General features: G+C 46.3%; 28 protein-coding genes and 1 pseudogene. 9 read left to right on the top strand and 20 right to left on the bottom strand.

Going from position 1 to position 23,950, the window contains the following annotated elements:
* Positions 1 to 32: 32 nt before the first annotated feature.
* The 4 genes and pseudogenes from SOI44_RS00990 to SOI44_RS10385 all read right to left on the bottom strand — a co-directional run.
* Complete coding sequence (locus tag SOI44_RS00990) at positions 33 to 251, bottom strand: hypothetical protein (protein ID WP_331347387.1); 219 nt, start codon at positions 249 to 251, stop codon at positions 33 to 35.
* Positions 252 to 297: 46 nt separating this feature from the next.
* Positions 298 to 1,269: a hypothetical protein gene (locus SOI44_RS00985; protein ID WP_331347386.1), complete on the bottom strand. Its 972-nt coding sequence runs from the start codon at positions 1,267 to 1,269 to the stop codon at positions 298 to 300.
* A complete protein-coding gene (locus SOI44_RS00980; protein WP_331347385.1) occupies positions 1,269 to 1,865 on the bottom strand; it encodes a hypothetical protein in 597 nt (198 codons plus the stop codon). Before SOI44_RS00980 ends, SOI44_RS00985 begins: the two co-directional genes overlap by 1 nt.
* Positions 1,866 to 1,892: 27 nt before the next feature.
* A pseudogene (locus tag SOI44_RS10385) lies at positions 1,893 to 2,168 on the bottom strand (ORF6N domain-containing protein); the annotation flags it as partial.
* Positions 2,169 to 2,294: 126 nt separating this feature from the next.
* Between SOI44_RS10385 and SOI44_RS00975 the strand changes: the two are divergent.
* From SOI44_RS00975 to SOI44_RS00960, 4 genes are read left to right on the top strand one after another with little or no spacing between them, the layout of a single operon-like run.
* Complete coding sequence (locus SOI44_RS00975; protein ID WP_331347384.1) at positions 2,295 to 2,654, top strand: GntR family transcriptional regulator; 360 nt, start codon at positions 2,295 to 2,297, stop codon at positions 2,652 to 2,654.
* Positions 2,647 to 3,333, top strand: coding sequence for an ABC transporter ATP-binding protein (locus tag SOI44_RS00970; protein WP_331347383.1), 687 nt, complete (start codon positions 2,647 to 2,649; stop codon positions 3,331 to 3,333). The genes SOI44_RS00975 and SOI44_RS00970 overlap by 8 nt, the downstream gene beginning before the upstream one ends.
* Positions 3,334 to 3,347: 14 nt before the next feature.
* Complete coding sequence (locus tag SOI44_RS00965) at positions 3,348 to 4,073, top strand: hypothetical protein (RefSeq protein WP_331347382.1); 726 nt, start codon at positions 3,348 to 3,350, stop codon at positions 4,071 to 4,073.
* 4 nt (positions 4,074 to 4,077) lie between these two features.
* Positions 4,078 to 4,359, top strand: a complete 282-nt coding sequence (locus tag SOI44_RS00960) for a winged helix-turn-helix domain-containing protein (protein ID WP_331347381.1) — start codon at positions 4,078 to 4,080, stop codon at positions 4,357 to 4,359.
* An 80-nt stretch (positions 4,360 to 4,439) separates the two neighbouring features.
* On the opposite strand, the gene SOI44_RS00955 is transcribed toward SOI44_RS00960, so the two are convergent.
* A complete protein-coding gene (locus SOI44_RS00955) occupies positions 4,440 to 5,402 on the bottom strand; it encodes a ribose-phosphate diphosphokinase (RefSeq protein WP_331347380.1) in 963 nt (320 codons plus the stop codon).
* An 81-nt stretch (positions 5,403 to 5,483) separates the two neighbouring features.
* Positions 5,484 to 6,389, bottom strand: a complete 906-nt coding sequence (locus tag SOI44_RS00950) for a bifunctional UDP-N-acetylglucosamine diphosphorylase/glucosamine-1-phosphate N-acetyltransferase GlmU (RefSeq protein WP_331347379.1) — start codon at positions 6,387 to 6,389, stop codon at positions 5,484 to 5,486.
* 102 nt (positions 6,390 to 6,491) lie between these two features.
* On the opposite strand from SOI44_RS00950, the gene SOI44_RS00945 reads away from it, so the two are divergent.
* Positions 6,492 to 7,307 carry a tyrosine-protein phosphatase gene (locus SOI44_RS00945; protein ID WP_331347378.1) on the top strand — a complete coding sequence of 272 codons (816 nt, stop codon included), beginning with the start codon at positions 6,492 to 6,494 and terminating at the stop codon, positions 7,305 to 7,307.
* Here the strand turns inward: SOI44_RS00945 and SOI44_RS00940 are convergent, their stop codons facing one another.
* The 5 genes from SOI44_RS00940 to mnmE are packed head-to-tail and all read right to left on the bottom strand — an operon-like array spanning position 7,308 to position 11,603.
* Complete coding sequence (locus tag SOI44_RS00940) at positions 7,308 to 8,150, bottom strand: 4-(cytidine 5'-diphospho)-2-C-methyl-D-erythritol kinase (RefSeq protein ID WP_331347377.1); 843 nt, start codon at positions 8,148 to 8,150, stop codon at positions 7,308 to 7,310.
* On the bottom strand, positions 8,147 to 8,992 hold the full coding sequence (gene rsmA, locus SOI44_RS00935; protein ID WP_331347376.1) for a 16S rRNA (adenine(1518)-N(6)/adenine(1519)-N(6))-dimethyltransferase RsmA: 846 nt from the start codon (positions 8,990 to 8,992) through the stop codon (positions 8,147 to 8,149). The genes SOI44_RS00940 and rsmA overlap by 4 nt, the downstream gene beginning before the upstream one ends.
* Positions 8,989 to 9,522, bottom strand: a complete 534-nt coding sequence (rnmV, locus tag SOI44_RS00930; RefSeq protein ID WP_331347375.1) for a ribonuclease M5 — start codon at positions 9,520 to 9,522, stop codon at positions 8,989 to 8,991. Before rnmV ends, rsmA begins: the two co-directional genes overlap by 4 nt.
* On the bottom strand, positions 9,515 to 10,318 hold the full coding sequence (locus tag SOI44_RS00925) for a TatD family hydrolase (protein ID WP_331347374.1): 804 nt from the start codon (positions 10,316 to 10,318) through the stop codon (positions 9,515 to 9,517). The genes rnmV and SOI44_RS00925 overlap by 8 nt, the downstream gene beginning before the upstream one ends.
* The gene (gene mnmE / locus SOI44_RS00920; protein WP_331347373.1) at positions 10,284 to 11,603 is read right to left on the bottom strand and encodes a tRNA uridine-5-carboxymethylaminomethyl(34) synthesis GTPase MnmE; all 1,320 of its coding nucleotides are present in this window, start codon (positions 11,601 to 11,603) and stop codon (positions 10,284 to 10,286) included. Before mnmE ends, SOI44_RS00925 begins: the two co-directional genes overlap by 35 nt.
* 98 nt (positions 11,604 to 11,701) lie before the next feature.
* On the opposite strand from mnmE, the gene SOI44_RS00915 reads away from it, so the two are divergent.
* Positions 11,702 to 13,066 carry a DEAD/DEAH box helicase gene (locus tag SOI44_RS00915; RefSeq protein WP_331347372.1) on the top strand — a complete coding sequence of 455 codons (1,365 nt, stop codon included), beginning with the start codon at positions 11,702 to 11,704 and terminating at the stop codon, positions 13,064 to 13,066.
* Here SOI44_RS00915 and SOI44_RS00910 read toward each other — a convergent pair.
* The 6 genes from SOI44_RS00910 to SOI44_RS00885 form a co-directional block, all read right to left on the bottom strand.
* The gene (locus tag SOI44_RS00910) at positions 13,029 to 13,727 is read right to left on the bottom strand and encodes an HAD family hydrolase (RefSeq protein WP_331347371.1); all 699 of its coding nucleotides are present in this window, start codon (positions 13,725 to 13,727) and stop codon (positions 13,029 to 13,031) included. The genes SOI44_RS00915 and SOI44_RS00910 overlap by 38 nt on opposite strands.
* 118 nt (positions 13,728 to 13,845) lie before the next feature.
* Entirely contained in the window at positions 13,846 to 14,535 is a 690-nt protein-coding gene (locus SOI44_RS00905; protein WP_331347370.1) for an energy-coupling factor ABC transporter ATP-binding protein, read from the bottom strand.
* Complete coding sequence (locus tag SOI44_RS00900; RefSeq protein ID WP_331347369.1) at positions 14,525 to 15,238, bottom strand: energy-coupling factor transporter transmembrane component T; 714 nt, start codon at positions 15,236 to 15,238, stop codon at positions 14,525 to 14,527. The genes SOI44_RS00905 and SOI44_RS00900 overlap by 11 nt, the downstream gene beginning before the upstream one ends.
* Positions 15,228 to 16,241: a cobalt transporter CbiM gene (gene cbiM, locus SOI44_RS00895; protein WP_331347368.1), complete on the bottom strand. Its 1,014-nt coding sequence runs from the start codon at positions 16,239 to 16,241 to the stop codon at positions 15,228 to 15,230. Before cbiM ends, SOI44_RS00900 begins: the two co-directional genes overlap by 11 nt.
* Before the next feature lie 80 nt (positions 16,242 to 16,321).
* Entirely contained in the window at positions 16,322 to 16,630 is a 309-nt protein-coding gene (locus SOI44_RS00890) for a metal-sensing transcriptional repressor (protein ID WP_331347367.1), read from the bottom strand.
* 136 nt (positions 16,631 to 16,766) lie between these two features.
* Complete coding sequence (locus SOI44_RS00885) at positions 16,767 to 18,110, bottom strand: phenylacetate--CoA ligase family protein (protein WP_331347366.1); 1,344 nt, start codon at positions 18,108 to 18,110, stop codon at positions 16,767 to 16,769.
* 171 nt (positions 18,111 to 18,281) lie between these two features.
* Between SOI44_RS00885 and SOI44_RS00880 the strand changes: the two genes are divergently transcribed.
* Positions 18,282 to 19,520, top strand: a complete 1,239-nt coding sequence (locus SOI44_RS00880) for a glycerate kinase type-2 family protein (protein ID WP_331347365.1) — start codon at positions 18,282 to 18,284, stop codon at positions 19,518 to 19,520.
* Here the strand turns inward: SOI44_RS00880 and SOI44_RS00875 are convergent.
* The gene (locus SOI44_RS00875) at positions 19,517 to 20,407 is read right to left on the bottom strand and encodes an ABC transporter permease (RefSeq protein ID WP_331347364.1); all 891 of its coding nucleotides are present in this window, start codon (positions 20,405 to 20,407) and stop codon (positions 19,517 to 19,519) included. The two genes, SOI44_RS00880 and SOI44_RS00875, sit on opposite strands and share 4 nt — an antisense overlap.
* Positions 20,404 to 21,333, bottom strand: a complete 930-nt coding sequence (locus SOI44_RS00870) for an ABC transporter ATP-binding protein (RefSeq protein WP_331347363.1) — start codon at positions 21,331 to 21,333, stop codon at positions 20,404 to 20,406. The genes SOI44_RS00875 and SOI44_RS00870 overlap by 4 nt, the downstream gene beginning before the upstream one ends.
* Positions 21,334 to 21,728: 395 nt before the next feature.
* On the opposite strand from SOI44_RS00870, the gene SOI44_RS00865 reads away from it, so the two are divergent.
* Both SOI44_RS00865 and SOI44_RS00860 read left to right on the top strand, forming a co-directional pair.
* Positions 21,729 to 22,310, top strand: coding sequence for a type IV toxin-antitoxin system AbiEi family antitoxin domain-containing protein (locus tag SOI44_RS00865; protein ID WP_331347362.1), 582 nt, complete (start codon positions 21,729 to 21,731; stop codon positions 22,308 to 22,310).
* Positions 22,311 to 23,171, top strand: coding sequence for a nucleotidyl transferase AbiEii/AbiGii toxin family protein (locus tag SOI44_RS00860; protein ID WP_331347361.1), 861 nt, complete (start codon positions 22,311 to 22,313; stop codon positions 23,169 to 23,171).
* Between the two features lie 110 nt (positions 23,172 to 23,281).
* Here the strand turns inward: SOI44_RS00860 and SOI44_RS00855 are convergent, their stop codons facing one another.
* On the bottom strand, positions 23,282 to 23,932 hold the full coding sequence (locus tag SOI44_RS00855) for a Crp/Fnr family transcriptional regulator (RefSeq protein ID WP_331347360.1): 651 nt from the start codon (positions 23,930 to 23,932) through the stop codon (positions 23,282 to 23,284).
* Between the last annotated feature and the right edge of the window lie 18 nt (positions 23,933 to 23,950).

Genomic DNA, 23,950 nt, shown 5'->3' with positions numbered 1-23,950 from the left:
AGGCAGCCTATCAGCTGCCTGATTATCGATATTCATTGCACCAGATGATCATTGCGGAGCTGATGAACTTCATCCAGGCTCAATCCAGAATATCTGGCAATCATTTTATCTGGAAGGATGGCATCCTTTATCATCTTCTCAGCCGTCTGCAGGCTATGTTCTCTGGCACCTTCAACTTTACCTTCCGCTCTGCCCTCGGCCTTGCCTTTCTTAATACCATCCTCATACACAAGGTCACTGTAATTGCACATATTTTTCAGCTCCTTTCTGACATCATTGAGGATTATTCTGACAAGATCAGTTAAGCAGCTTCTTATGGAGCTGACGCACTTCTTCCAGACTCAATCCAGAATATTCAGCAATCATTTTATCTGGAAGGATGGCATCCTTTATCATCTTCTCAGCCATCTGCAGGCTATGTTCTCTGACACCTTCAACTTTACCTTCCGCTCTGCCCTCGGCTTTGCCCTCAGCCTTGCCCTCTGCCTTGCCTTTCTTAATACCATCCTCATACACAAGGTCACTGTAATTGCACATATTTCTCAGCTCCTTTCTGACATCATTATGATCTATGATACCGAATTGTGCCAGCCTTTTTATCTTCTCTTCAACACCACATTTGTCCTTGAAAATGATGTACAGAACATGCAGAAGTGCATTGTCACCATCGTACTTTTCATCACTGACCATGACCTCAACAATCATGGAAGGAAAAAGATCTGTCCGCCGCTTTCCGTTTCCTGTCATGAGCTCTCTGTTTCTTTTACATCTGATGATTGTATTGCCATATTTCTTTGGAGCGTTGAGATACAGCCAGATCCCCAGAACATGGTGCATCTTCCCGTATTCCTGCTTGGCAAGGGAAAACACGGATTCTGCCTGTGATGAAATCTGTCTGGCAATATAGAACTCCTCCCGGTACGAAGGTGGATATTTCTGATGAAACGTCTTCTGGATTTCAATGTTGATATTGATCGTGTTTTGATTCATGGTTTGTACATCAAACAGCAGGTCAAAAACAATCCTGCCTTCTGACGGTATAAAGTTATCCTCCTGCAGCAGTTTGACATGGCTGGTATAGCCGGGATGCACAGGCACTTTGGAAATGGAAAGATTCCAGATCTGGATGTCCTCTTTAGAAGAGAACCATTCCGGTGCCACGTTTTTCAACAACAATCCTGCAATCTGATCTAATGCCATGATCTTTTTAGCATGCAGGTCCAGCTGTTCTTTCTGATCGGCAAGGCTGATTGTGTTTTTGATCTGCATCACGGGTTTCCTCCTGCTTTTTCCAGATGAGATAGTATTTCTTTAATGGTATGTGTATCCAGGATCTCGGTAATGCCAAAGCATTTCCTTCCGGCATCCTTGATCGATGCGCCGATATGATAACCAGCCGCATCATCCAGAATCAGAAAGCGGTCATGGAAATCTGTCATTCTCTTGACGCAGAGCGGTGGATACTGCCGATTAAAGGCTTTGATATCCCGCTTAGTCAGCCGGGCGGATGGAAACGTATAGATTATCACATTCACATTCTTTGCCTTCTTGGCCAGAATATTCAGCGTGCCAGTATCTACATAACCGTCAATCAGAACAATTCTTTTCCTGGCTTTCTGCACAAGTGATATCAATAGTTGAAAGGCATCATAAATCTGGCCGCCAAAGAAGACCTTCTGCTGTGACGGTGAACGCTCATTCATACAGGAAGAGATTTCTGAAATCTTCTGCTCGACCTGGGTGTGCTGTGCAGCCAGTTTCATCTCCAAGGCCTGGATTCTTTCCAGCATGGCAGCATAATCAGCGATCATCCGCATGTTTTCATCAAAGGCTTTCAGAATCTGTACGGTCATTTCTGTATTCACGCTTCGATGCATCATTCCGCTCAATACGGATATCCCATGTCTGGTAAAGGCATATGGCAGTGCTCTGTATGTCTGATCTGTCTCTACATTCCATTTTTCCTGCAGCAGCTTGTATTCCTGTTTCGTTAAGCAAAAACAGAATCCTTGCGAAAAGACATCTTTGTGCCGCCTGACGGTGCTGCGGATGGCATACCTTTTCATCTCCAGAAAAAATGCCAGATCATAATCCAGTATGACCTGATGATCCCTGACAAGATAAAGATGTTTCCAAATGCAATGCGCACAGGCATATTTCTTACTCACGGCAGATCTCCCTGCTTCCTTATATCCGTCAAAGTGATTATTTCCCTTTGAAAATAAAATGAAATTTATCTCTTGCAATAATTGCCATAGTGTACTAATCTACTAGTGCACTAGTGAGGGAAACGTATGAAGTATGACACGAGTATGCCGATCTATCTGCAGGTTGTAAGACAAATTGAAAAGGAAATTGCCTCAGGCAGGCGTAAACCGGGTGAGAAGATGCCTTCTACACGGGATCTTGCCCTGGCCTTTCAGATCAATCCCAATACAGCCTCACGGGTATATCAGGTATTGGAAAGTGAACACATCTGTATGACGAAGCGCGGCCTTGGTACGTTTGTCTCTGAAGATGCGGACATGGTGAAAAATATCCGCAATCAGATGGCAAAGGAGTCCATTGCCGGTCTGATTTCAAGTCTGAAAGAGCTTGGCTACAGTGAAGAGGAAATGATCCAGATGATCAAGGAGAATTGGAAAGATGCTTGAAACAAAACATTTAACGAAGAAATTTCTGAATACAACGGCGCTGGATGATGTGTCGTTTACGATTGCACCGGGGAAGATTTATGCTCTGCTTGGTCCCAATGGATCCGGCAAGACAACCTGGATGAAGATTGCGGCTGGTTTAAGCAAGCCAACATCCGGTGAAGTGCTGTATGAAGGAGAACCGGTTGGTGTTTCCAGCCGGAAGGATATTGCCTACATGAGCACGGAATCCTTCTTCTATGACTGGATGAATGTACAGGATATACGTTCCTGGTTTGCGGACTTCTTTGATGATTTTGACGCAGCCCGCTTTGATGAATTGCTGCAGAAGATGGAACTGCCTGCTGATAAAAAGCTGAAGAATCTGTCATCCGGCATGCTGGCAAAGCTGAAAACAGCGGGTGTACTGTCCCGCCATGCAAAGGTATATCTGCTGGATGAGCCGCTCAATGGCATTGATCTGTTATCCCGTGATGCCATCATGGATACGATCATTTCTGCCTCTGCGCCGGATACAGCTATTGTTATCTCCAGCCATCTTGTCGAAGAGCTGGAACAGTATGTGACGGATGCCGTTTTTATCCACAATGGTCATTTGATCAAGACGGTTGATACCGAAGATGTACGCAGCGAAGCACATGATTCGCTGGCTGATCTGTACCGGGAAATCATGAAATAAGAAGGAGAAAAGACATGGGAAAACTGTTGAAATATGAATTCCGTAAAACGCGGAATCTGAAGCTGATCATTATTGTCATTGCCTGTTTGTTTGAGGCATTGTTTCTGGTCGGTCTGTTCCATGGCAATCCGGTGAAATATGACATGAACAGATCCTTGATCTTTGGCTCTATGGGGCTTGTCTTTACGACTGCCCTTGGCCTGATGATCATTGCCATCTACTCCACAATGATTCTGTACAAGGATCTCAATACCAAGCAGAGCTATATGCTGTTTCTGACACCTCACTCCTCCTGGGAGATCCTGGGTGCCAAAGTGATTGAAAACACGGTATCTTTCTTTGTCATGATTGCCTTCTTTGCCTTGCTGGCCATCATTGACCTCAAAGCAGCCGGTACCATCAGTCCGGATATTACCATTCAGGCCGTGATTTCCGCCTTTGATCTGAATAGCTTCCATATGCTTGACATTGTCAGATTCTGCCTGCTCAGCCTGCTGGAACTGCTCTCCTTCACCCTTGCTGCATTCTCTGCCGTCATTATTCAGGCCACGCTGTTCAATGGCAAAAAGTACGGCGGCTGGCTGGCCTTCCTGCTGTTCATTATCCTTGCCTGCCTGAATGCATGGATGACCATCAGAGTTGATACAAGCTATGCGGCCACTACCCTGTTATCTCTTGTCTGGGTGCTTGGTCTGTATGGGCTTGACGGATGGCTGATGCAGGACAAACTATCGGTATAAGCCTATGATCTTTCTGAATACCAAAAAGCACAGTGTCTCTGCCAATGGCAGAAACAGCCATCTGACTCCCAAGGAGTTTCAGATCCTGCACTTTCTGATGGACCATCCCGGCCATACCTTTTCTCCGGAGGAGATTTACCGCCATGCCTGGAACGAAGAACCGTTTGAGGTAAGGCCGATCATCTCTGTACATATCCGCCATATCCGTGAAAAGATTGAAGTCAATCCATCGCGTCCTGTCCATGTTAATTATGATATGGGTATGGGATATCGCTTTACAGCCTGAGGAAATCCTTGAGATTTCCTCTTTTTTTGTATTCAAAAAGCCAGTGTTTCCACTGGCTGATGATAAATATTTGTTTTCTATCAGTCCTTGAACAGATCGTAGACATCAGATACCGGTGTGTGGTTCTGAATGGAGTCAATTGTCTTGGCGATCATGTCAGCGACGGACAGAACATGGATCTTGGTTGTTCTGGCCTTCTGTTCCTCGCTCATCGGAATAGTATCTGTGATGACCATTTCCTTGATCGGAGAATTCTCGATCTTTTCAATGGCATCTCTGGAGAAGACACCATGTGTGATGCCGGTATAAATCTCCTTGGCACCATGATCTTTCAGAATCTGGCAGCCTGCTACCAGAGAACCGGCTGTATCGCAGATATCATCAACAACGATGCAGATCTTGCCATCAACGTCGCCAATGACATTCTGTGCTTCAACCATGTTTGGCTTCGGACGGCGCTTATCAATGATGGCAATCGGTGCATCCAGAATATCCGCAAGTCTTCTTGCTCTGGTGACACCGCCATGATCAGGCGATACAACGACCAGCTTGTCAGACGGCAGATTCTTCTCCTTGAAGTACTGGCCAATCATCGGTACAGCAGTCAGATCATCAATCGGAATATCGAAGAAGCCCTGGATCTGGGTTGCATGCAGGTCAAATACGACAACCCGGTCAGCACCAGCTACCTGCAGAAGATCTGCAACGAGCTTTGCTGTAATCGGCTGGCGGGGCTTTGCCTTGCGGTCCTGACGGGCATAGCCATAATACGGCATGATAACATTGATCTCACCGGCAGAAGCACGCTTGCAGGCATCGATGCATACAAGTACCTCCATCAGTCTCTCTGTTACCGGATTGCATGTACTCTGGACAATGAAGACAGATCTTCCGCGGACAGATTCCTGCGGTTCTACAAGAATCTCACCATCGGCGAAATGTTCCACCTTGATTTTGCCAAGCGGCAGGCCAAGATCCCGGCAAACATGCGCAGCGAGATCAGTGCTGGAAGTAAGAGCGAAAATGACAGTTTCCTTTACCATACTGGTTCCCTTCTATATCCTCACAAACAGGTAATATTATAAGCGCGATTATTCTTTCTGAACAGGGTAAGAATGCCCGGATTACAGGCCAATATGCCCATTTGTCATGACCGTACCCGGCGCAATGACACTGCCATCCGGGATGTTTGTGTTCCCATACAGGTATGTATTTGGATAAATGATGACATCATGGCCAATGGTCACATGCGGACCGATGTAGGTGTTCTTCGGATCTACAATTGTCACACCCGCCTGCATGTGGGCCAGGTTGATGCGCTGCTGCAGATAGAAAGAAGAGGCAGCCAGAGCAGGATTGTCATTGATGCCGGATACTTCCTGCCAGTCATCACATGCCACAGCCGTCACTTTCTTTCCCATCTTCTGCAGAATCTCGACAAGATCGGTCAGATAGTACTCATGCTGGGCATTGTTGTTATCCAGATGAGAAAGACCAGCAAACAGGCTCTGGGTATCAAAGGCATAAATGCCGGTGTTGACTTCCCTGACTTTTCTCTCTTCTTCACTGGCATCCTTGAATTCCACAATCTTTCTGACACTGCCATCTTCATTGCGGATGACTCTGCCATAAGCACCATTATCATCCGGAATGGCTGTCAGCACCGCCATCTGGGCGTCTTTGAGAGCCTCATACATATGGGCATACGTTTCCGGTCTGACACACGGACAGTCACCCGATGCCACCAGCGTGATGCCATCTTCCTTCTCAAGCTGACGGGCCTGCATGACCGCGTGGCCGGTACCAAGCTGCGGCTGCTGCACAGCAAACTCACATCTGCCTGCCATTGCCTTCTCAACTTCTTCATGGTGATAGCCGACAACCGTCACAATCCGCTGGGCACCGGCTGCCTGCAGGCTGTCAATAACCAGACCAAGCATCGGCTCGTGCAGAATCTCATGCAGCACCTTCGGCTTGTCTGACTTCATGCGGGTTCCCTTGCCCCCGGCCATAATAATTGCATTCTTCATATGTTTTTTGTGTCCTCCGCTGTTTCCGTGTCTATTATACCGCTGGCAATTGTCATCCATCTGAGAGATGGATGATGTATCATGAAAGCGGAGGAAATTGTTATGGACTATGAATCTGTCACGGCCATGCCTCATGCCCTGGGGCTTGCCCATGTAGACAATGACCGCCAGCTGGGCGGCTATGTAAACAAAGAGGGCAGAAAGATCCGGATGGACCGTCTGCTGCGCACTGCCAATCTGCATAATCTGCAGGATGATGACATCCAGCTGTTAACCGGCAAATATCATGTCAAGACGGTCATCGACTTCCGCACACGACTGGAAGCAGCCCAGAAGCCGGATGTGTCCATTCCCGGTGCTGACTATGTCTGGATTTCAGTCAATCCGGAGATTGCGGATGAAAAAAATCCTGCCGTTCATGCCAATGATGATGAGCTTTCCATGGTTATGGAGATGGTCAAGATGCCGTTTGATCTGTATGGCTTCTATATTGAGCTCATCAAGACCTTCCGGGCACAGCAGGGATATCGCCGTTTCTTTGACTATCTGCTGTCCAATCCGGATGGCTGTTCTGTATTGTGGCACTGCAATGCCGGCAAGGACCGCACAGGCATCGCTGCTGTCTTCCTGATGTCGGTCCTGGACTTTGACCGCGAGACCATGATGGAAGACTATCTTTTGACCAATGAATACCGGGCGGATCGGATTGAGTCCATGCTGGAAAAGGCACGTGAGCTCACAGATGATGATCGTATCATGACCGGCATCCGGTGCATGTTTGGTGTTGTACCGGACACCATGGAACAGATGATGGACTGGTGTGACAGAGAATATGGTTCTGTGAAGGGATTTGTCCAGAAAAAAATCAATCTCAGTGATGATGAGATTGATCGATTGAAGAAGATGTATCTGGAATAATCAGCGGGTGAGAATCCGTGTTCTTCTGACAAAATATTTACGCTCATACAGCAGCTGGCTGGCTTTTTCCAGCAGCGCATGGTCTTGGGTAATGCCAAAGACGGTGCTGCCTGAGCCTGACATCAATACCCCATCGAAGCCCAGTGCATGCAGGGCTTCTTTTACGCTGCGGATTTCCGGCACAAGCTGTACTGCCGCATCTTCCAGCGAATTGCCAAGCGATGAAATCACACCCTGGTAGTCATTTTCAATCAATGCCCTGCACATGGCCATGCAGTCAGGATGGATGGGATCTGTCTTGTCACTGAGGGCAAAGGCTTCCTTGGTGGAAACGCCGCGCTTTGGCTTGACCAGCAGGATTTCAAAGTCAGGATGGCATACAAAGGGTTCAATGATTTCACCGATGCCCTGTACAAAGGCGGGCTGGTTGATCAGGCAGAATGGCACATCGGCACCGACTTCCTTGCCTGCTTCGATCATTTCCTGACGGCTCATATGCAGATTTAACATCCGGTTGATCATGCGGATGGCAGCCGCTGCATCCGCACTGCCCCCGGCCAGTCCGGCCCGGGTGGGAATATGCTTGTTCAGCGTGCAGGCAAAGTTTTCCCGGAAGCCATAGCGGTCACGCAGCACACGGATGGCCTTGATCACTGTGTTTTTCTCATTGACCGGCAGAAAGCTGCGGTTGTTGGAAAGGGTTGTTTCACTGGATACTTCCATTTCCAGAACATCATAGAAGTCAATCGGCACCATGATCATTTCCAGATCATGATAGCCGTCTGCTCTTGTATCCTTGATATTCAGACACAGGTTGATTTTTGCATAAGCACGTTCTCTCATAGGCATTCATACAGCTTTCTTAACTGTTCTGTACTCAGCTCCTGCGCTCTTGTACGCTGGTCAACACCTGCTTTGGCAAGCACGGCAAGGGCCTGCTCACCGGAGCCAAGATAGTCTCTGAGATTATTGTAAACCGTCTTTCTTCTCTGGCGGAAACAGGCTTTGACAAAGGTGAAGAAATTCTGCAGATCCTGGCTGTCCATGGTCTGTTCAGAGTGTCGGGCAAACTGGATAATCACACTGTCCACATTCGGACTGGGATTGAAGGATCTGGCCGGTACGTTGAACAGCTTTTTCACATCATACAATGTCTGTGCCTCTACACTCAATGCGCCATAGTCAGCCGTATTGACAGCAGCCGCAAAGCGTTCTCCGACTTCCTTCTGCACCATGACTGTGATATAGGGAATATCCGGTGCTTCTTCAAACAGGCGGAATAATACCGGTGTGGTGATGTAATATGGCAGATTGGCACAGACGGAAACGCTGCCATACTTTGCTTTGAGCTCATCCACCTTGGCGCGCAGATCGCAGGTAAGAAAGTCCTGCCAGATGATTTCGATGTTATCGTAAGGAGAAAGGGTATCTGCCAGAACTTTCTCCAGGTCATGGTCGACTTCGTAGGCGGTGACGTGTTTTGCCACACGGGCCAGCTGTTCGGTAAGGGAGCCGATGCCTGGTCCGATTTCAATCACCGCATCACTGGCATGGGCTTCCTGGGCACAGCGCTCCACAAGCATGGGATCCACCAGAAAGTTCTGTCCATAGCCCTTCTTTGCATGCAGGCCATAGTCGGCAAGAATCTGTTTCGTCCGGGATGGTGTCGCAATCCACTTTGTCATTTCACTGCCTCCTGGAGTTCTTCTTTGGTAATGCCAAGGGCATTCAGCCTTGCCAGCATTGTTTTTGCATTGCCATTGCCAAGGTGATACTTCTGACCGATCCATTCTCTTTTCTCTGCACTGTCAGGATGTCCTGACAAACCCAGAGCATACATATCCTGCATGGTCAGATGGTTTTCTTCTGTAAAGGTAATCAGATTGTTCAATGCTTCCTGGATGGTTTTATCATCCGCATGTTCCACCCCGACTTTATGATCCGTATGGGCATGGGCCTTATCCACAAAGGCGTTCTTACAGCCTGGCACAGCATCGTTGACTGCCTTACGGATGCGGTTGCCGGGGGAATCCGGGTCGGTCATCACAATCACACCGCGCGTCCTGGCAGCACGCTTGATAAAGCGCAGCGTCCAATCAGACAGACATGTACCATGGGTTTCTACCGTATCACAGTCATACAGCTGTTTCAGTCTGGCTGTATCATGGTGTCCCTCCACCACAATCAGCTCTTTGATCCGTTTCTTCTCAGCCATGGAGGTACCTTTCATAGTTGGCCATCACCACTTCAGACATATGTTCTGGTGTTTCGTTTCTGACAGCTGCCATTTTGGCAAGGACATAGGGAATGTTGGCAGGCTCATTGCGGGTTCCCCGCACTGGTTCCGGTGCCATATATGGACAGTCGGTTTCGGTTAACAGCCACTTTTCATCTACAGTTTCCACTACTTCTACGGAATGTCTGGCATTCTTGAAGGTCAGGGCACCGCCCAAAGCAAGATAGAAGCCGAGTTTGGTAAACTCTTTTGCCATTTCCTTTGTGCCGGAGAAACAGTGCAGCAGTCCTCTTGGATGAACCTGTTTCATCAGATCATAGGTATCCTGGATGGCATCACGGGCATGGACTGCCACCGGTTTATCCAGCTTTTTGGCAAGTTCCATCTGTCTGACAAAGAGATCTCTCTGTAGTTGCCGTAAGCCGGGATCCTTAACCCAGTGGTATTCCAGGCCCATTTCCCCAAGCACACTGACCTGTGGCAGAGCCGCATCTTTTTCAAACTGTGCATAGTCTTTGTCGGTGATCTTGTCAGCGTCTTCGGGAAAGATAGCTGTGGCTACCTGATAGCGTTCTGGATCTTTGCTGGCAAAGTCGATAGCCTGCATCGTCTCTTCATGTTTTAATGTGATGATCAGCGTCTTGGTGATACCGGCATTCTCTGCCCTTTGAATCACATCGTGAAAATCATCATGAAATGCCTCATCAAACAGATGGGCATGTGTATCAACATACTGCATCTTACTTACCCAGGCAGAAGCGGCTGAATATTTCATCCAGCAGATCTTCCCTGCCTGCCTTTCCTGTCATTTCTCTTAAGTCGGTCCATGCCTTCTGCAGATCAATCGTCACAAGATCCAGCTCCATGCCCGCTTCCAAAGAGGCAATGGCATCTTTGACAGAATTGCGTGCGGCAATGGCAAGACCGATCTGACGTTCATTGTTCAAAGTATCAGTATCTGCCGCCAGCAGTTCCTTTTCATACTTTTTCTCAATGGCATTCTTCAAAGCCTGTACGTCGCCCTTCGCAGCACAGATACAAAGCTTTCCTGGTACTTCCTGCAGGTCTTTCTTGTTGTAGACAACGATTCTGTTTTTATCTTTGGTCAGATCCAGCAGTTTCTGATCCTCATCATCCTGATGGGCGGCATCAATGACGACAATGACCAGCTGTGCCTTATCCAGAGCTTCCATGGTCTTGGCCATGCCGATCTGCTCTATCTTATTGCTGGAATCATGCAACCCGGCCGTATCAATCAGGTTCAGGGTGACATTGCCTACTCTTACACTGCCTTCGACAAGATCACGGGTGGTGCCGGCCACATCTGTCACAATGGCCTTGTCTTCTTCCAGCAGGGCATTGAGAAGGGATGACTTGCCGACATTGGGCTTACCAAGAATCACGGTATCAATGCCCTCTTTGATCAGGACGGCATCCTGGGCTGTTTCAATGATCTGATCAATCTGTTTCACCCATTGTTTTGCCTTGGGCAGGATTTCATCTTCGGTGAGTACATGGACATCGTCATACTCAGGATAGTCGATGTTGACTTCAATGTTGGAGATGATCTGAGTCAGGTCTTCTTCCAGCGGTGCCAGCAGTTTCTGCACAGATCCCTTGATGGCATGAACAGCACTTCTGGCATTGACCTTGTCACGGGAACGGATGAGATCATTGACGGCCTCGGCCTGGGTGAGGTCCATTTTGCCATTGAGGAAAGCACGTTCCGTGAATTCACCGCGTCTTGCCATGCGTACACCTGTTCCCAGTACAATTGAGAGAATCCGGCGGGTGATGTATAAACCGCCATGGCAGGATAGTTCCACCACATCTTCACCGGTATAGGACTTTGGTGCTTTGAATAAAGAGACAAGCACTTCATCCACCGGTTCACTGCCATCATAGACCGTCGCAAAGTGGATGGTGTAGCCAGCTGCTTTGGAAAAATCCTTATGCGTGATCTTTCCAGCTGCGGATATCGCATTTTCACCTGAAATGCGAATGATTGAAACTGCCCCCATGGCATTGGCTGTGGCAATGGCCGCAATGGTATCTTCCATGTCTGTCTCCCTTCATTTCCTTATTAGTATACCTTCCCTTTGTTCTTTCCGCACACCGCACCATTTGCATTCGGCGCCATCTCAGCTACACTAGGGCTATGACACAGAGTCTGATTGAAAAGGAAGCGCTGCAAAAAGCAATGATGCAGTGCGGCATGAAAGAGATGCGCCCTGTTCAGCAGGAATGCATTCCGTTATTAAAGCAGGGAAGGAATCTCTATTGCCAGGCCCATACCGGAGCAGGCAAGACAGCCGCATATCTGTTACCGGCATTGGATAAAATCCAGGAAAACAGGCTGACACAGGTTCTGATTCTGGCCCCGACCAGGGAGCTGGCTATGCAGATTGAAAAGAATGCGCAGCGTCTGTCTGTCTTTACCCGGATTCATACGGTCTGCCTGATTGGCGGCATGCCCATTGAAAAGCAGGAAAATCTGTTGAAACAAGGGGCAGAGCTTGTCATCGGCACACCGGGCAGACTGCTGGATCTGATCCATCAGGATAAGCTTGATCTTAGCAATGTCATATTCACCATCATTGATGAAGCAGATATGATGGCTGGCACCGGCCAGAATGAAGAGACAAATCAGATTCTTTCGATGGTAAATGGACAAAGGGCTGTCTTTTCAGCAACCCTGCATGAGGATGTCAAAGCCTATCTGCCCCAACCATATGAACAGGTCATCCTGGATGATGCCTCTCTCAGCCATAACATCAAACCATATTACATCGCATCACAGAACAAGAAGGAAACACTGCTGGACCTGCTGCAGAAAGAAAAGATCGAGCAGGCAATCATCTTTGTGAATCACCGTTCGGATGCGAACAATCTCAGTGATATCCTGTCTCATCACAATATTCTTTGTTCTGCTTTTTCGGCCTACTTTGATGAGGCAAAGCGCCTGTCCATTCTGGATCATTTTCAGAAAGGTGAAATCCGGGTGTTATGTGCCACCGATGCGGCGGCCAGAGGTCTGGATCTGACCAGTATTTCCATGGTCATTCACTATGACCTGCCTGCCGATATGGATACCTTCCTGCACAGATCCGGAAGATCCGGCCATCAGGAACAATCCGGTATGACGATTGCCCTGCTTGACACAGAAGATCAGAATTCAGATATCGGAAAGGAAATCATGGCGATGGCAGAGCCATACCCATGGCAGAACAATGAAGAAAATGATCTGTCCGTTCCGATTGAAAAAGAGAAAACAGATACCCCGGATGCCACAGAAATACAGCTGTCACTTGGCAAGAAGGATGGAATGCGCCTCAAGGATGTGATTGGTGCCCTTTGTGCAAGGATTCCGTTTGAAAAGATCGGCAGAGTGCAGCTTCAGGATCATTACTGTACCGTGGTCTTGTTTATGACAAAGGAAGCGGCATTGACGCAGCTGGAGAATCTGACCATCAAGAAAAAGAAGGTCAGAGTGCAGATCCGCCGGAAAAGCTCGCTGGCATAAGTGCAATCTGTCCTTCTTCCATCATCTTCAATACATCATACAGACTGTTCACAACTGCATAAGCACGGGATTTATCAATCTCTGTGGCAGGATTGATGCTTGGCACCATGATCACATCGATGCCTGCCCGATGAGCTGCCTCCACGCCATAACATGTATCTTCCAGCACCAGAACATCTTCTGGTGCTGTTTTTGTTCTGGCAAGAAGGGTCTGGTAAACCTCCGGATCCGGTTTTCTCTTCTTTACTTCATCCCCGCATACAATGCAGGAAAAATACGGAAACAGATTCATGCGTTCAAAGCGTTCTTTTGTTTTGATGCGGGAAGTCGCTGTACCAACAGCCATGGGGATATTTCTGTCTTTGAGATATGTCAGAAGCTCCTGTGCACCAGGCATCAGGGCAAGATCCCGGTCCATCTGCACATCACCAAGGGCAAAGACATCATCCCGCAGCTTGTTAATCTCAGCCGCAGAAAGATCAGGCAGCTGCTTATGCAGCATATTCATGACCATATCGCCATTGGTGCCAACCGCAAGATGAAACAATGGTCCAAAAGCAGGCACATTGTCCTTCTCTCCTACTTCATTCCAGATCTTCTGCCAGATAAACTCCGTATTCAGCAGTAAACCATCCACATCAAAGATCACAAGCTTCTTCATAGATGTCTCTCATCCCTTCTCTACAGCCCTGCTATCTTATCAGGTTTACCGGACTTTTCCACTACAGAGACCAAAGTCAGAAAAAGCAGGATCCATCGGATGTTATCAGGATTCTGCTTCAAAACGATTCTGACTTGTTATTGCAAAGGGTAAGTACTTCATCTGCCAGTCTTTCTTTTACAGCAGGATGATGGGAGGCAATGATCAGTGTTTTGCCAGCAGATTTCATCTCTTTCAGAAATGCCATCAGGTTTTCGGCATTCTTCTGATCCAGTCCGGCAAAGGGTTCATCCAGGATCAACACCTCTGGATTCAATGCCATCACAGCAGCCAGTGCCACCCTTTTCTTCTGACCGCCGCTGAGATGATAGGGAGCCTTATCTCTGTAAGCGGACAGATGAAACAGATTCATGCAGTCTTCAACTCTTGTTTGTACCTCTGTTTCCTTCAGTCCCATCTGTCTTGGCCCAAAAGCAATCTCATCATACACACTGGCATTGAATAATATCAGATCCGGATTCTGAAACAGATAGCCGATTCTTTTATGGAACAGCTTGGCATTCTGATTGTTTTTCAGATAGTTTCTGTCAATCTGTATGCCATCAAACAAATATCTCCCACTCTGTGGAAACGAAAGACCATTGAGAATGCGGAATAAAGTTGTTTTGCCGGCACCATTCTCCCCTTCCACCACCAGACATTTTCCTTTGGCAAGCGAAAAGCTGAGATGATCCAGCACCGGTGGTTCATCCTCACCATAGGCAAATGTAATATCTTTTAATGTGATCAGATCCATGTCACAGTCCATTATAGTCATCTGTAAAGCCGCGGCACTGCATGGCTTCATACATCTGCCGGTTCATTTCAGAGCCCCGCACAAAGGTCACGCCCATGACGCCGCCAATGGAATTGTATTTCTTATGGTTTCTGCCAACGGAGCGCACTTGCACTGCTGTCAGCAGATCCCTCATAAGGCTGCCCAGCAGGACAATGTATTTCAATGCCATATCCAAGGTAAACACAAATAAGGATGGCAGATGGATCTGTTTCAGGGCCATGGTGATATGGTTCCATTGGGTTGTGTGATTGAAAATAGATAGACAGACAATGCTCAGAAAGACGTTTGAGACAATGAAAAGATCATTGTGGATCAATGCGGGATGGGTGATCATCGCTGGCAGTAAGATCAGAAATGCTAATAACGATGCCTTTAATCCCGCTTTGATGATCGGCAGGATATCCCTGGCAGGCCATGTGCACAGGTACAGCAGTACAATTGCTGCACAAGCCATCACAAACAGTCTGTTCTGAGAGATGGAAATGCAAAGAATCATCGCAAACAACAGACAAAGCTTTAAAACAGGCGGCATCGTCCGCCCTTTTTCATGGCCGCGCTGCACACGTATCTTTGCCATAGCACTGCCAATGGCTTTGATGGTGGAAAGGACAAACGGATTTCGATCCTTTTCAGGATGATAATCATCCTCTTCTTTCATCCATTCAGGCAGCATATTTTCCTTTCCTTGCAAGCGAAAGCAGCTTGAAGATGATGATCAGAAGTGCCACGCCAATGATGGCAGACAGAATATAGGCAGCAATCTCATTCATGTCATCAATGGCATAATCAGAGATCAAAGCAGATAATGTCCAGCCGTTTTTCAGCCCGGCAGGCACATAGCCCAGTGCCTTGCCATTGGTGGCAATGGAGGCAATTTCATCGGCACCCCATTCTCCCCAGGCAGTGCCTGCTGCCAAAAGGCCAAGCGGTGTGGCCGCAATCAGTGCGGCAAGCAATGCAAACACAGGCAGATGTCTTTTGTTTTCTGTCTGTACGTTACTGCTGTCAAACAGAAGATCCGGTGATGTCTTTTTCACAAAGGCAAACACAGCCACAGTAAAGATGGCTTCGACAACACCCGCCACAAGCAGATGAGGAATCATCATAGCTGGAATGGAAACAGAGAGTCCATAGGGACAGTACAGGGCATTGCCGGCAGAATCTTTAAATAATAATGGTTGGATACCGAATTCAATGGCTGCACACAATGCAGCAAGATTGATACCAATGTAGGAGGCAATTGCCGCCGATACATAACCAGCTCCTTTGTGCCTTGTGCCGGCAGCCTTTAAGATCAGCTTGTAAATGCCATAGCCGGCATAGGGCAGTACAAAGGCCATGTTAAAACAATTGGCGCCAAAGGACAAAATGCCGCCATCACCAAAGATCACTGCCTGTAACAGCAGTGCAATTGATACAGCGATACAGGCCGCATCCGGTCCAAACAGGATGGCAATCAAGGTACCGCCAACGGCATGTCCGGTAGTACCACCAGGCAGCGGGACATTGAACATCATGCCAAGGAAGGAAAAAGCTGCGCCAACACCAAGATACGGCATCTTCTCCTTTGGCAGATCATGATTTACTTTCTTCACAGCATGAACCCATACCGGGACCATAGCTGCCCCCATCACAGCACAGGTGGCTGGTGAAAGATAATTCTCAGGAATATGCATGGTATTCTCTCCCCATAAAATCAATTCATTGATTTCATTCTACGGAATCGAGAATCCCTTCACAAGCCCGTTGGGGGTTATTACATATACTTCGAAATTGCTTTCTTGAACTCTTCCAGTGTTTCCATATCCCCATCCTCAACGGCATGGGTAATACAATGGGTCAGATGTTCATTGATGATCTCTTTGCCAAGACTGTGCAAAGCAGACTCCACCGCTGCCAACTGCATCAGAACCTCAGCACAATCCTCATCATTTTCGATCATTGTCTTCACATGAGACAGATGACCAGATGCTTTGGCAAGACGGTTCAGCTGCTTTTTCTTTTCCTCCACAGAATGATAGTGGCCATGTGTATGATGATGTTCATCATCCTGATGATTTTTCATATTGTCTGTCTGTACCTTATTCATACCTATAAGTTTATACAATGAAATGTATCTTTCTCATCCATCAGAATACAGTATTTGTAGCAATCCAAGGATATTTCACTACATATGAAAGTAATGAAAAAAGCAGGATTCATCAGGTATTATGATGATTCTGCTTCAAAACAATTTCATTTTTATGATTGATGATCATCGCTGTTTTTCCTGATCTGGGATTCCGGTACAGATGATCCACAAATCTGACAACGATTCTTACATTCCTCATCTTTTTGTCCGCCAGCATTCTGCCAACCTGGCGATTTACTTCATATGTCACTTCCTGATGATCTCTGTCTGTCAGGCAGTATACGGTCAGTTCATCTTTTCCTGTTTTCTCATACTGATAGGCAGAGACACCTTCCACATATAAGTCATCCAGCAGTAATGGATGCAGGAAATCCTGTTTGCCTTCTTCGTTGTCATACCAGAGCGTATCTTCCACTCGACCGGCAATGCCATCGATATGGGTGAATGGCAGAATACCATGATCATGTTTATCAAAGTGGATCATGATGTCATTCATCTGATAGCGGATCAAGGGAAATTCCGGATTATGCAGGGTGGTCAGAATCAACCTGTGTTTGTCATCTTCTTCAACATAATTCAGATCATCAAACAAATACATGCCGTCATACCAGCTGCTGCCAGCTCCGATCAGAATGGATTCTGAGCTGCCATAGTAGTCGATCACATCCGCATGGAAGGCATCAGATAAATCCTTCATCTGTGCTCTGTTAACCGGTTCACCGCCAATGATGATCTTTTTTGGTGAAAGATGGATTCTGCCTTCTTTCTGCAGCTTCAACAGGATTGCCACACACGATGGATAGCCTGAAAGAAACTGCGGCTGGAAATCACCGATCTTTCTGACCCATTCTTCCAATGGATCCGAAGCTTTCACGACAATGCAATTAACATGATATTTCTTCAAGCCGCTTGTCAGCAGCAATGTACTGGCATAGCCGGATCCAACCGATGCGGCATGAATATTCTTGATTGGCAGATCCGACCACATGATCCGGTTCATCCCGCCTCTATTTACCAGTCGAACAAAGTTAGCCTCAATAGCCGTTAACATTCCTCTTCCATATACATATGGGGTGGGCGTTCCGGTAGAGCCGGAAGAGTGAATCACCATAGCACCATGGGATGCTTTCCACCCATCTGCTGTATGATAGACCGGGATTGTGGCAATCTGCTCAAAATGATTAATCACATCCTGTTTGGCAATAACTGGCACATCATTTGGATCAATCTCAAAAAGATCCTCTCTCTTCAAACCGGCTTTGGTATACAGATCATGATAAAACACAGAATGATCATAGGCATGCACAAGTACATGATGAAAGCCATCCAGGCTGTCTTTCTGGATTTCATCGAATGAAGCAAGAGAATTCTGCCAGTATTTCCGGCTTTCTTTTACCAGTGTAATCAGTGACATGTTACCCACAGTATATCAGCAGGAGATATTTCAATTTGATCATTTTTAAGAATTTGATCAAATTGAAAACAGAATGATCAAATTAGAATCACTGATCATCACGCATGCAATTTCATATTGTTTTTACCTGCCGTAAACATCACAGGCATAAAATAGATATGAGGACTGACGATGAACACAATACAACAAGATGCACAGGCAGTGATACAGAAAGCACTGCATGATACCCAGCCGGACCAGGCTGTCATTACGGCATTAACAAAGATGCCGGAAGTAAAAGGAAAGATATATCTTGTGGCCATTGGCAAAGCTGCCTGGACAATGGCAGATGCGGCTGAAAAACAGCTTGGTGAGAAACTCTGTAAAGGTATCTGTATCACCAAGTACGGCCATGTCAGAGGAGATATTCCCCATGTGAAATGCCTGGAGGCAGGCCATCCTGTACCGGATCAGAACAGTATCTTTGCGGCCAGAAAGGCAGAGAAAATCGTAAGCAATCTGTGTGAAGACGATCTTGTACTTTTTTGTATCTCCGGAGGAGGCAGTGCCCTGTTTGAAGATTCCATCATTCCACTGCCTGAACTGCAGGATATTACAAATCAATTGCTGGCCTGCGGGGCTGATATCCAGGAGATCAATATCATCCGCAAGCGGCTTTCTCATGTCAAAGCAGGCCGATTCGGCCAGCTTTGTTCCCCTGCCCATGTCTATGCCATTATCCTGTCAGATATTATTGGCGATCCCCTGGATGCCATTGCGTCTGGCCCAGCTGCGGTGGATCCCCATACAAGCCAGGATGCGATGGCAATTGTCAACAAATACCATCTCACCCTGTCAGATGAGGCACTTGCTGCACTGAAACAAGAAATACCAAAAGCACTGCCCAATGTGGAAAGCATCGTCACTGGCAGTGTTAAACAATTATGTCAAAGTGCAGAAGAAGAATGCAGAAGACTTGGCTATACCCCTGTCTATCTGACATCCTCGTTGGACTGTGAGGCAAAGGAAGCAGGTAGATTCCTGTCTGCCATTGGACGTGATCATCAGGATGTCACTGTTTCAACGGCCTGGATTCTGGGCGGGGAAACCGTTGTTCATCTGACCGGCAGCGGTATGGGAGGCAGAAACCAGGAGCTTGCTTTAGCTGCAGCAGAAGGATTATCTGCCTGCCATGATACCTGTGTTTTCTCCATTGGTTCTGATGGCACGGACGGGCCAAGCGATGCGGCTGGCGGCATGGTGGATGAGCATACAAAACAACAATTAGAAAAGAAAGGCATATCCATTCCTGCTGTTCTTTCTGACAATGACAGCTATCATGCCTTACAGGCTGTGAATGCTTTGATCAAGACAGGTCCTACCGGCACCAATGTCAATGATCTGACTGTCCTGTTAATCAAACGCAGCTAAAGGTATCTCTTTTTACGGCTATCGTTCATGCAGAACAGGAGCAGGGAAATAGCCAGTATGATCAGTACATAACATAAGGATGTCTGCAGGGATATTGTGCCATTGCCGATATCCAGTATGACGCCAAAGCTTTTCTGCCAGGAAAGCAGTGCCTGCTTCCCTGCCTGTTTGAAGCAGATGTCTGCGGCATCCTTTGTCAGGATCTGCCTGAAGATTGCGGCAATATGCATGAATGGCAGACCCTGGATGAGTCTGGCAACAGAAGATGGCAGAGATCCCAGCGGTACATACAAACCAGTCAGGAAACCGATGATGGTGCCAATGACCAGACTGACAGAAGAAAAGGCACTGCTTGTTTTCAGAAAAGATACAATCAGTCCCATCAATGCTGCATTCATCAATGAGGAAAGGCAGATGAACAGGATGGTTTCCAGCATCTGTACGATGGTAAAGCAGTATCCGGTTTTGATGACGATAAATAATGCGTAAAACAGTGCCGCAAGCAGACTGATCGTGGTTCCAATGAAGAAGGCTGATAACAGGCTGGCAGCAGGATACTGCCATTTTTTTAATGGTGAGCTGGCAAAATCCATCCTGATTCTGTTTTCAGTATCTTTGACCATGGTGCCATAGGCACCAAGTGTGCTAGTGGCAGTTGTTATGGAAAGAAGCCCAGCCAGAATCCAACTGTTGACAAGATAGGAGATATCCTTTTCTGCCAGCATGCCTTCAGCACTGTCCTGGATGATCTTAACCTGCATGTCTGCCAGAAACAGAATATACAGGACAATGACAATCAGTACAGCCAGCACAGAAAAAAAGACGGCAGTATGATCACGGAAATAGAGTTTCAGATTCCGGGAAATCAGACTTCTGACGGCTTTCATCCTGCCATCTCCTTCTTTTCAGCTTCTTTGATAACAGTCAGAAACACATCATCCATTGTGCCTTTCTTCATCTCAAACACAGGTGTGTGTCCTTCGGCTTCAATCAGATGCAGAATATTCATTGCCTGTCTTGGCTTTCTGATCTGTACCTCACATGTATCATTCTTTGTTTCAAACGGCATCTGGTTGGCCTGCAGATAGCACAGCACTTCTTCATCCGGATGATAGATGCGTAACAGATCATGTAAATATTTCTCACGCAGTGCATCCGGTGTACCCTGTGCTGCTATCCTGCCCTTATCAATGATGACAATATGATCTGCCCCAGCCGCTTCTTCCATATAATGTGTCGTCAGAAAGACAGTCAGCCCCTCTTTTTTCTGCATGGAGGATATTGCTTCCCAGATCTGCTGGCGGGACTGTGGATCCAGTCCTGTCGTCGGCTCATCCAGAAACAACAAATCCGGTTTCTGCAGCAGAGCTCTGGCAATATCTGCCCTTCTTTTCTGACCGCCGGAAAGCATGCCATAGCGCTGAAACAGATAATCAGAACAGCCGGTGATTCTGGCCGCATACAGGATTCTTTCTTCCAGCTCATCTGTGGACAGATGATAGAAAGATCCTCTTACCTGCAGATTTTCTTTTACCGTCAGAAGATGATCCAGCACACTGTTCTGGAAGACAACGCCGATCTTTGAACGGATCACTGCATCCTCTTTGCCCAGAATGAATCCATCTATCAGCACACTGCCGTCATCCGGCTTCATCAAGGTGCTGAGAATATTGATTGTTGTCGATTTACCGGCACCATTGGTGCCAAGAAAAGCAAACAGACTGCCTCTTTCTACTGTAAAGGAAATATCTCTGACTGCCTGCAGAGATCCATAGTTTTTCACAAGATGGCTGACTTCCAGAATAGTATCCATTGTGTCCCTCTTTCATCCGCAATGTTTCTGCCTGTTTCTGATCATATGCCATCTTCGTAAAATCCCCTGCAGGATAAACATCTATCCAGGTAAAAGATGCACAATGTATCGTTGATCAACATCATGAATCATCTGCTGATCTATCAGAACACCATCATTTATGCTGCGATCATTATCAATCATGAATCGTCACATTCGTGATGCAGATGATTATTCTGACATTAAACAGATTATTCAACTTCTGAAAGAAATTGCAGGGAATATTAGAAATCAGATGCCATAGAGTAAATGTAAGCTGCCAGAACAAAGAAATTTGAAACATTCTGTTTCAGAAGTTCTTGTATACTTTCGTGCTAATATTAATAATGAAATTAGCACGAAAGTTGGTGATATCTATGAAATCAATTGAGCAGCTTGTTGATTCATCTGGAATTATCTTAACCAGGAATGCACTGGAATCAGGAATCAGTAAGCACGATCTATACTCTTTCCTGAAACAGAACTCCTTTGAAAAGGCAGCGCAGGGAATATATGTGTCACCTGCTGCGTGGGCTGATGATCTTTATGTTTTGTCTCTGCGCTGTCCGAAAGGTGTTATTTCTCATGATGAAGCACTGTACCATTATGGCCTGATCGACAGAGAGCCATCACAGAGAACAATGACTGTATATACAGGGTACAGCACTTCCAGACTTGTAAAGGACGGAGTCAAACTTTTTACAGTAAAAAAAGAGCTTTTGAATTTAGGAAAGATCATTGTCCCTACATCATTTGGCCATGAGATCCCAATGTACGATATAGACCGAACCATTTGTGATCTGATACGAAACAGGAATTGGTTTGAAATTCAGGATTATCAGACAGCTCTGCAGTCTTACACCAGAAATCAGAACAAAGATCTTTACAAGTTAATGAAATATGCAAAGGCATTTCACGTTGATGCAAAAGTAAGAGAGTATATGGAGGTAATGCTATAAATGTTATCGCAGGCACAGCTGAAAGCCAAAATCAAAAGACTTGCCAAAGACAATCATGCGGATGCGAGAATTCTGATGCGCCTATATATGATGGAGCGCTTCCTTGAGAGAATATCTCAATCATCTTATGCAGAAAACTTTGTTATTAAAGGTGGAATTCTGGTCACGTCGATGGTGGGAATCGCTCAGCGATCAACAATGGATATTGACACCTCAATCCGTAATGTAACTTTATCTGAGGAAGATGTACTTCAGATTGCAAAAGAAATAAGTGCAATTGATCTGGGTGACGGTGTTACATTCGAGATCAAGCGTACAGAGAAAATTATGGATGACATGGAATATCCTGGAATTCGGCTTTCGATAAATGCACTTTCTGAAGAAATGATCACACCGATAAAAATTGATATATCCACTGGGGATGCTATTACGCCAGGTGCAATAGAGTATCAATACAGATTGTTATTAGAAAACCGTTCTATTCGTCTTTTATCTTACAATCTGGAAACCATCCTCGGTGAAAAACTTCAGACAATCCTTTCACGTGGAGTGTTAAATACCAGGATGAGAGATTATTACGATATTTATACATTACTGCTTCGTTTTCAAAATGGTCTGGATACCTATGTTTTTGCAGAAGCTTTTATTTCAACTTGCAGAAAACGCGGAACTGCAAGCCTTATCCGTGACAGGCAAAATATCATCTCTGCTATTGCCGTAGATGAAAATCTCAGAAGATTATGGAAGGCTTACTGCAGGAAGTATTCCTATGCTGCAAATATTTCCTATGAGGATATTTTAGGGAGTATAAGAAAGCTGTCTGAACTTCTACCATCCGCAAATTCCGATATATCAATCTAATAAACATCTTCAACCACTCTCCTTACACCCGACAAGCTGAAGGAAAACAATACATATAGTCTAAAAAGATCAGGTTCCTGTTGTCTGCAGAAATCTGATCTTTGTTCTCATTACAAGGATGAAAGCCTGCCTTCTTCCAGAATAGTGATAGTCTTTCCATCACGTGCAATCATCTTTTCATCTTCCAGATATTTCAACTTTCTGGAAAGTGTTTCCGGTGTTGTGCCAAGATACATTGCCAGATCCTTCATCTTTACTGGCAGGATGAAGAAATCTGTCTTTTTCTGTCTGGCCAGATCCAGAAGATAGGCACCCAGTCTTTCCTCAACTCTTTCCAGACTCAGTATCTGTGTCTGCTTTTCAAGCTGCACCATCTTCTGGCCGCTGAGCTCAACCAGCTTCAATGCAATCTTTGGATTCTTCATCATCACCTGATCAAAGGCACTTTTGCTCAATGAGCAAATCTCAGTATCTTCCAGTGCTTCGCCATACAGATTTTCATTCTGAATGCCGAACAGCTGGTTCTCTCCTTCAAATTCTCCGGTCTTCACAACCCGCAGCATCATCTCTCTGCCATTGGCAGAGACCTGATAGACTTTCAGTCTGCCATGGGCCACGATACTGAGCTTTTCATCCCCGGGCGCGAATACCTGCTCATGTTTCTCATAGGATTTATGCACCGTCAGGCTGTTGATCTCTTCCTGTTCTGTTTCCGAAAGTGTATTGAATAACGGTACCAGTGCCACACACAGATGCTTCATGAAAGTTCTCCTTGTTTG

Origin of the sequence: Lactimicrobium sp. (genome assembly GCF_036453465.1) — a bacterium.
Lineage (GTDB): Bacteria > Bacillota_I > Bacilli_A > Erysipelotrichales > Erysipelotrichaceae > Bulleidia.
This window is presented reverse-complemented; position numbering and strand designations above follow the sequence as displayed.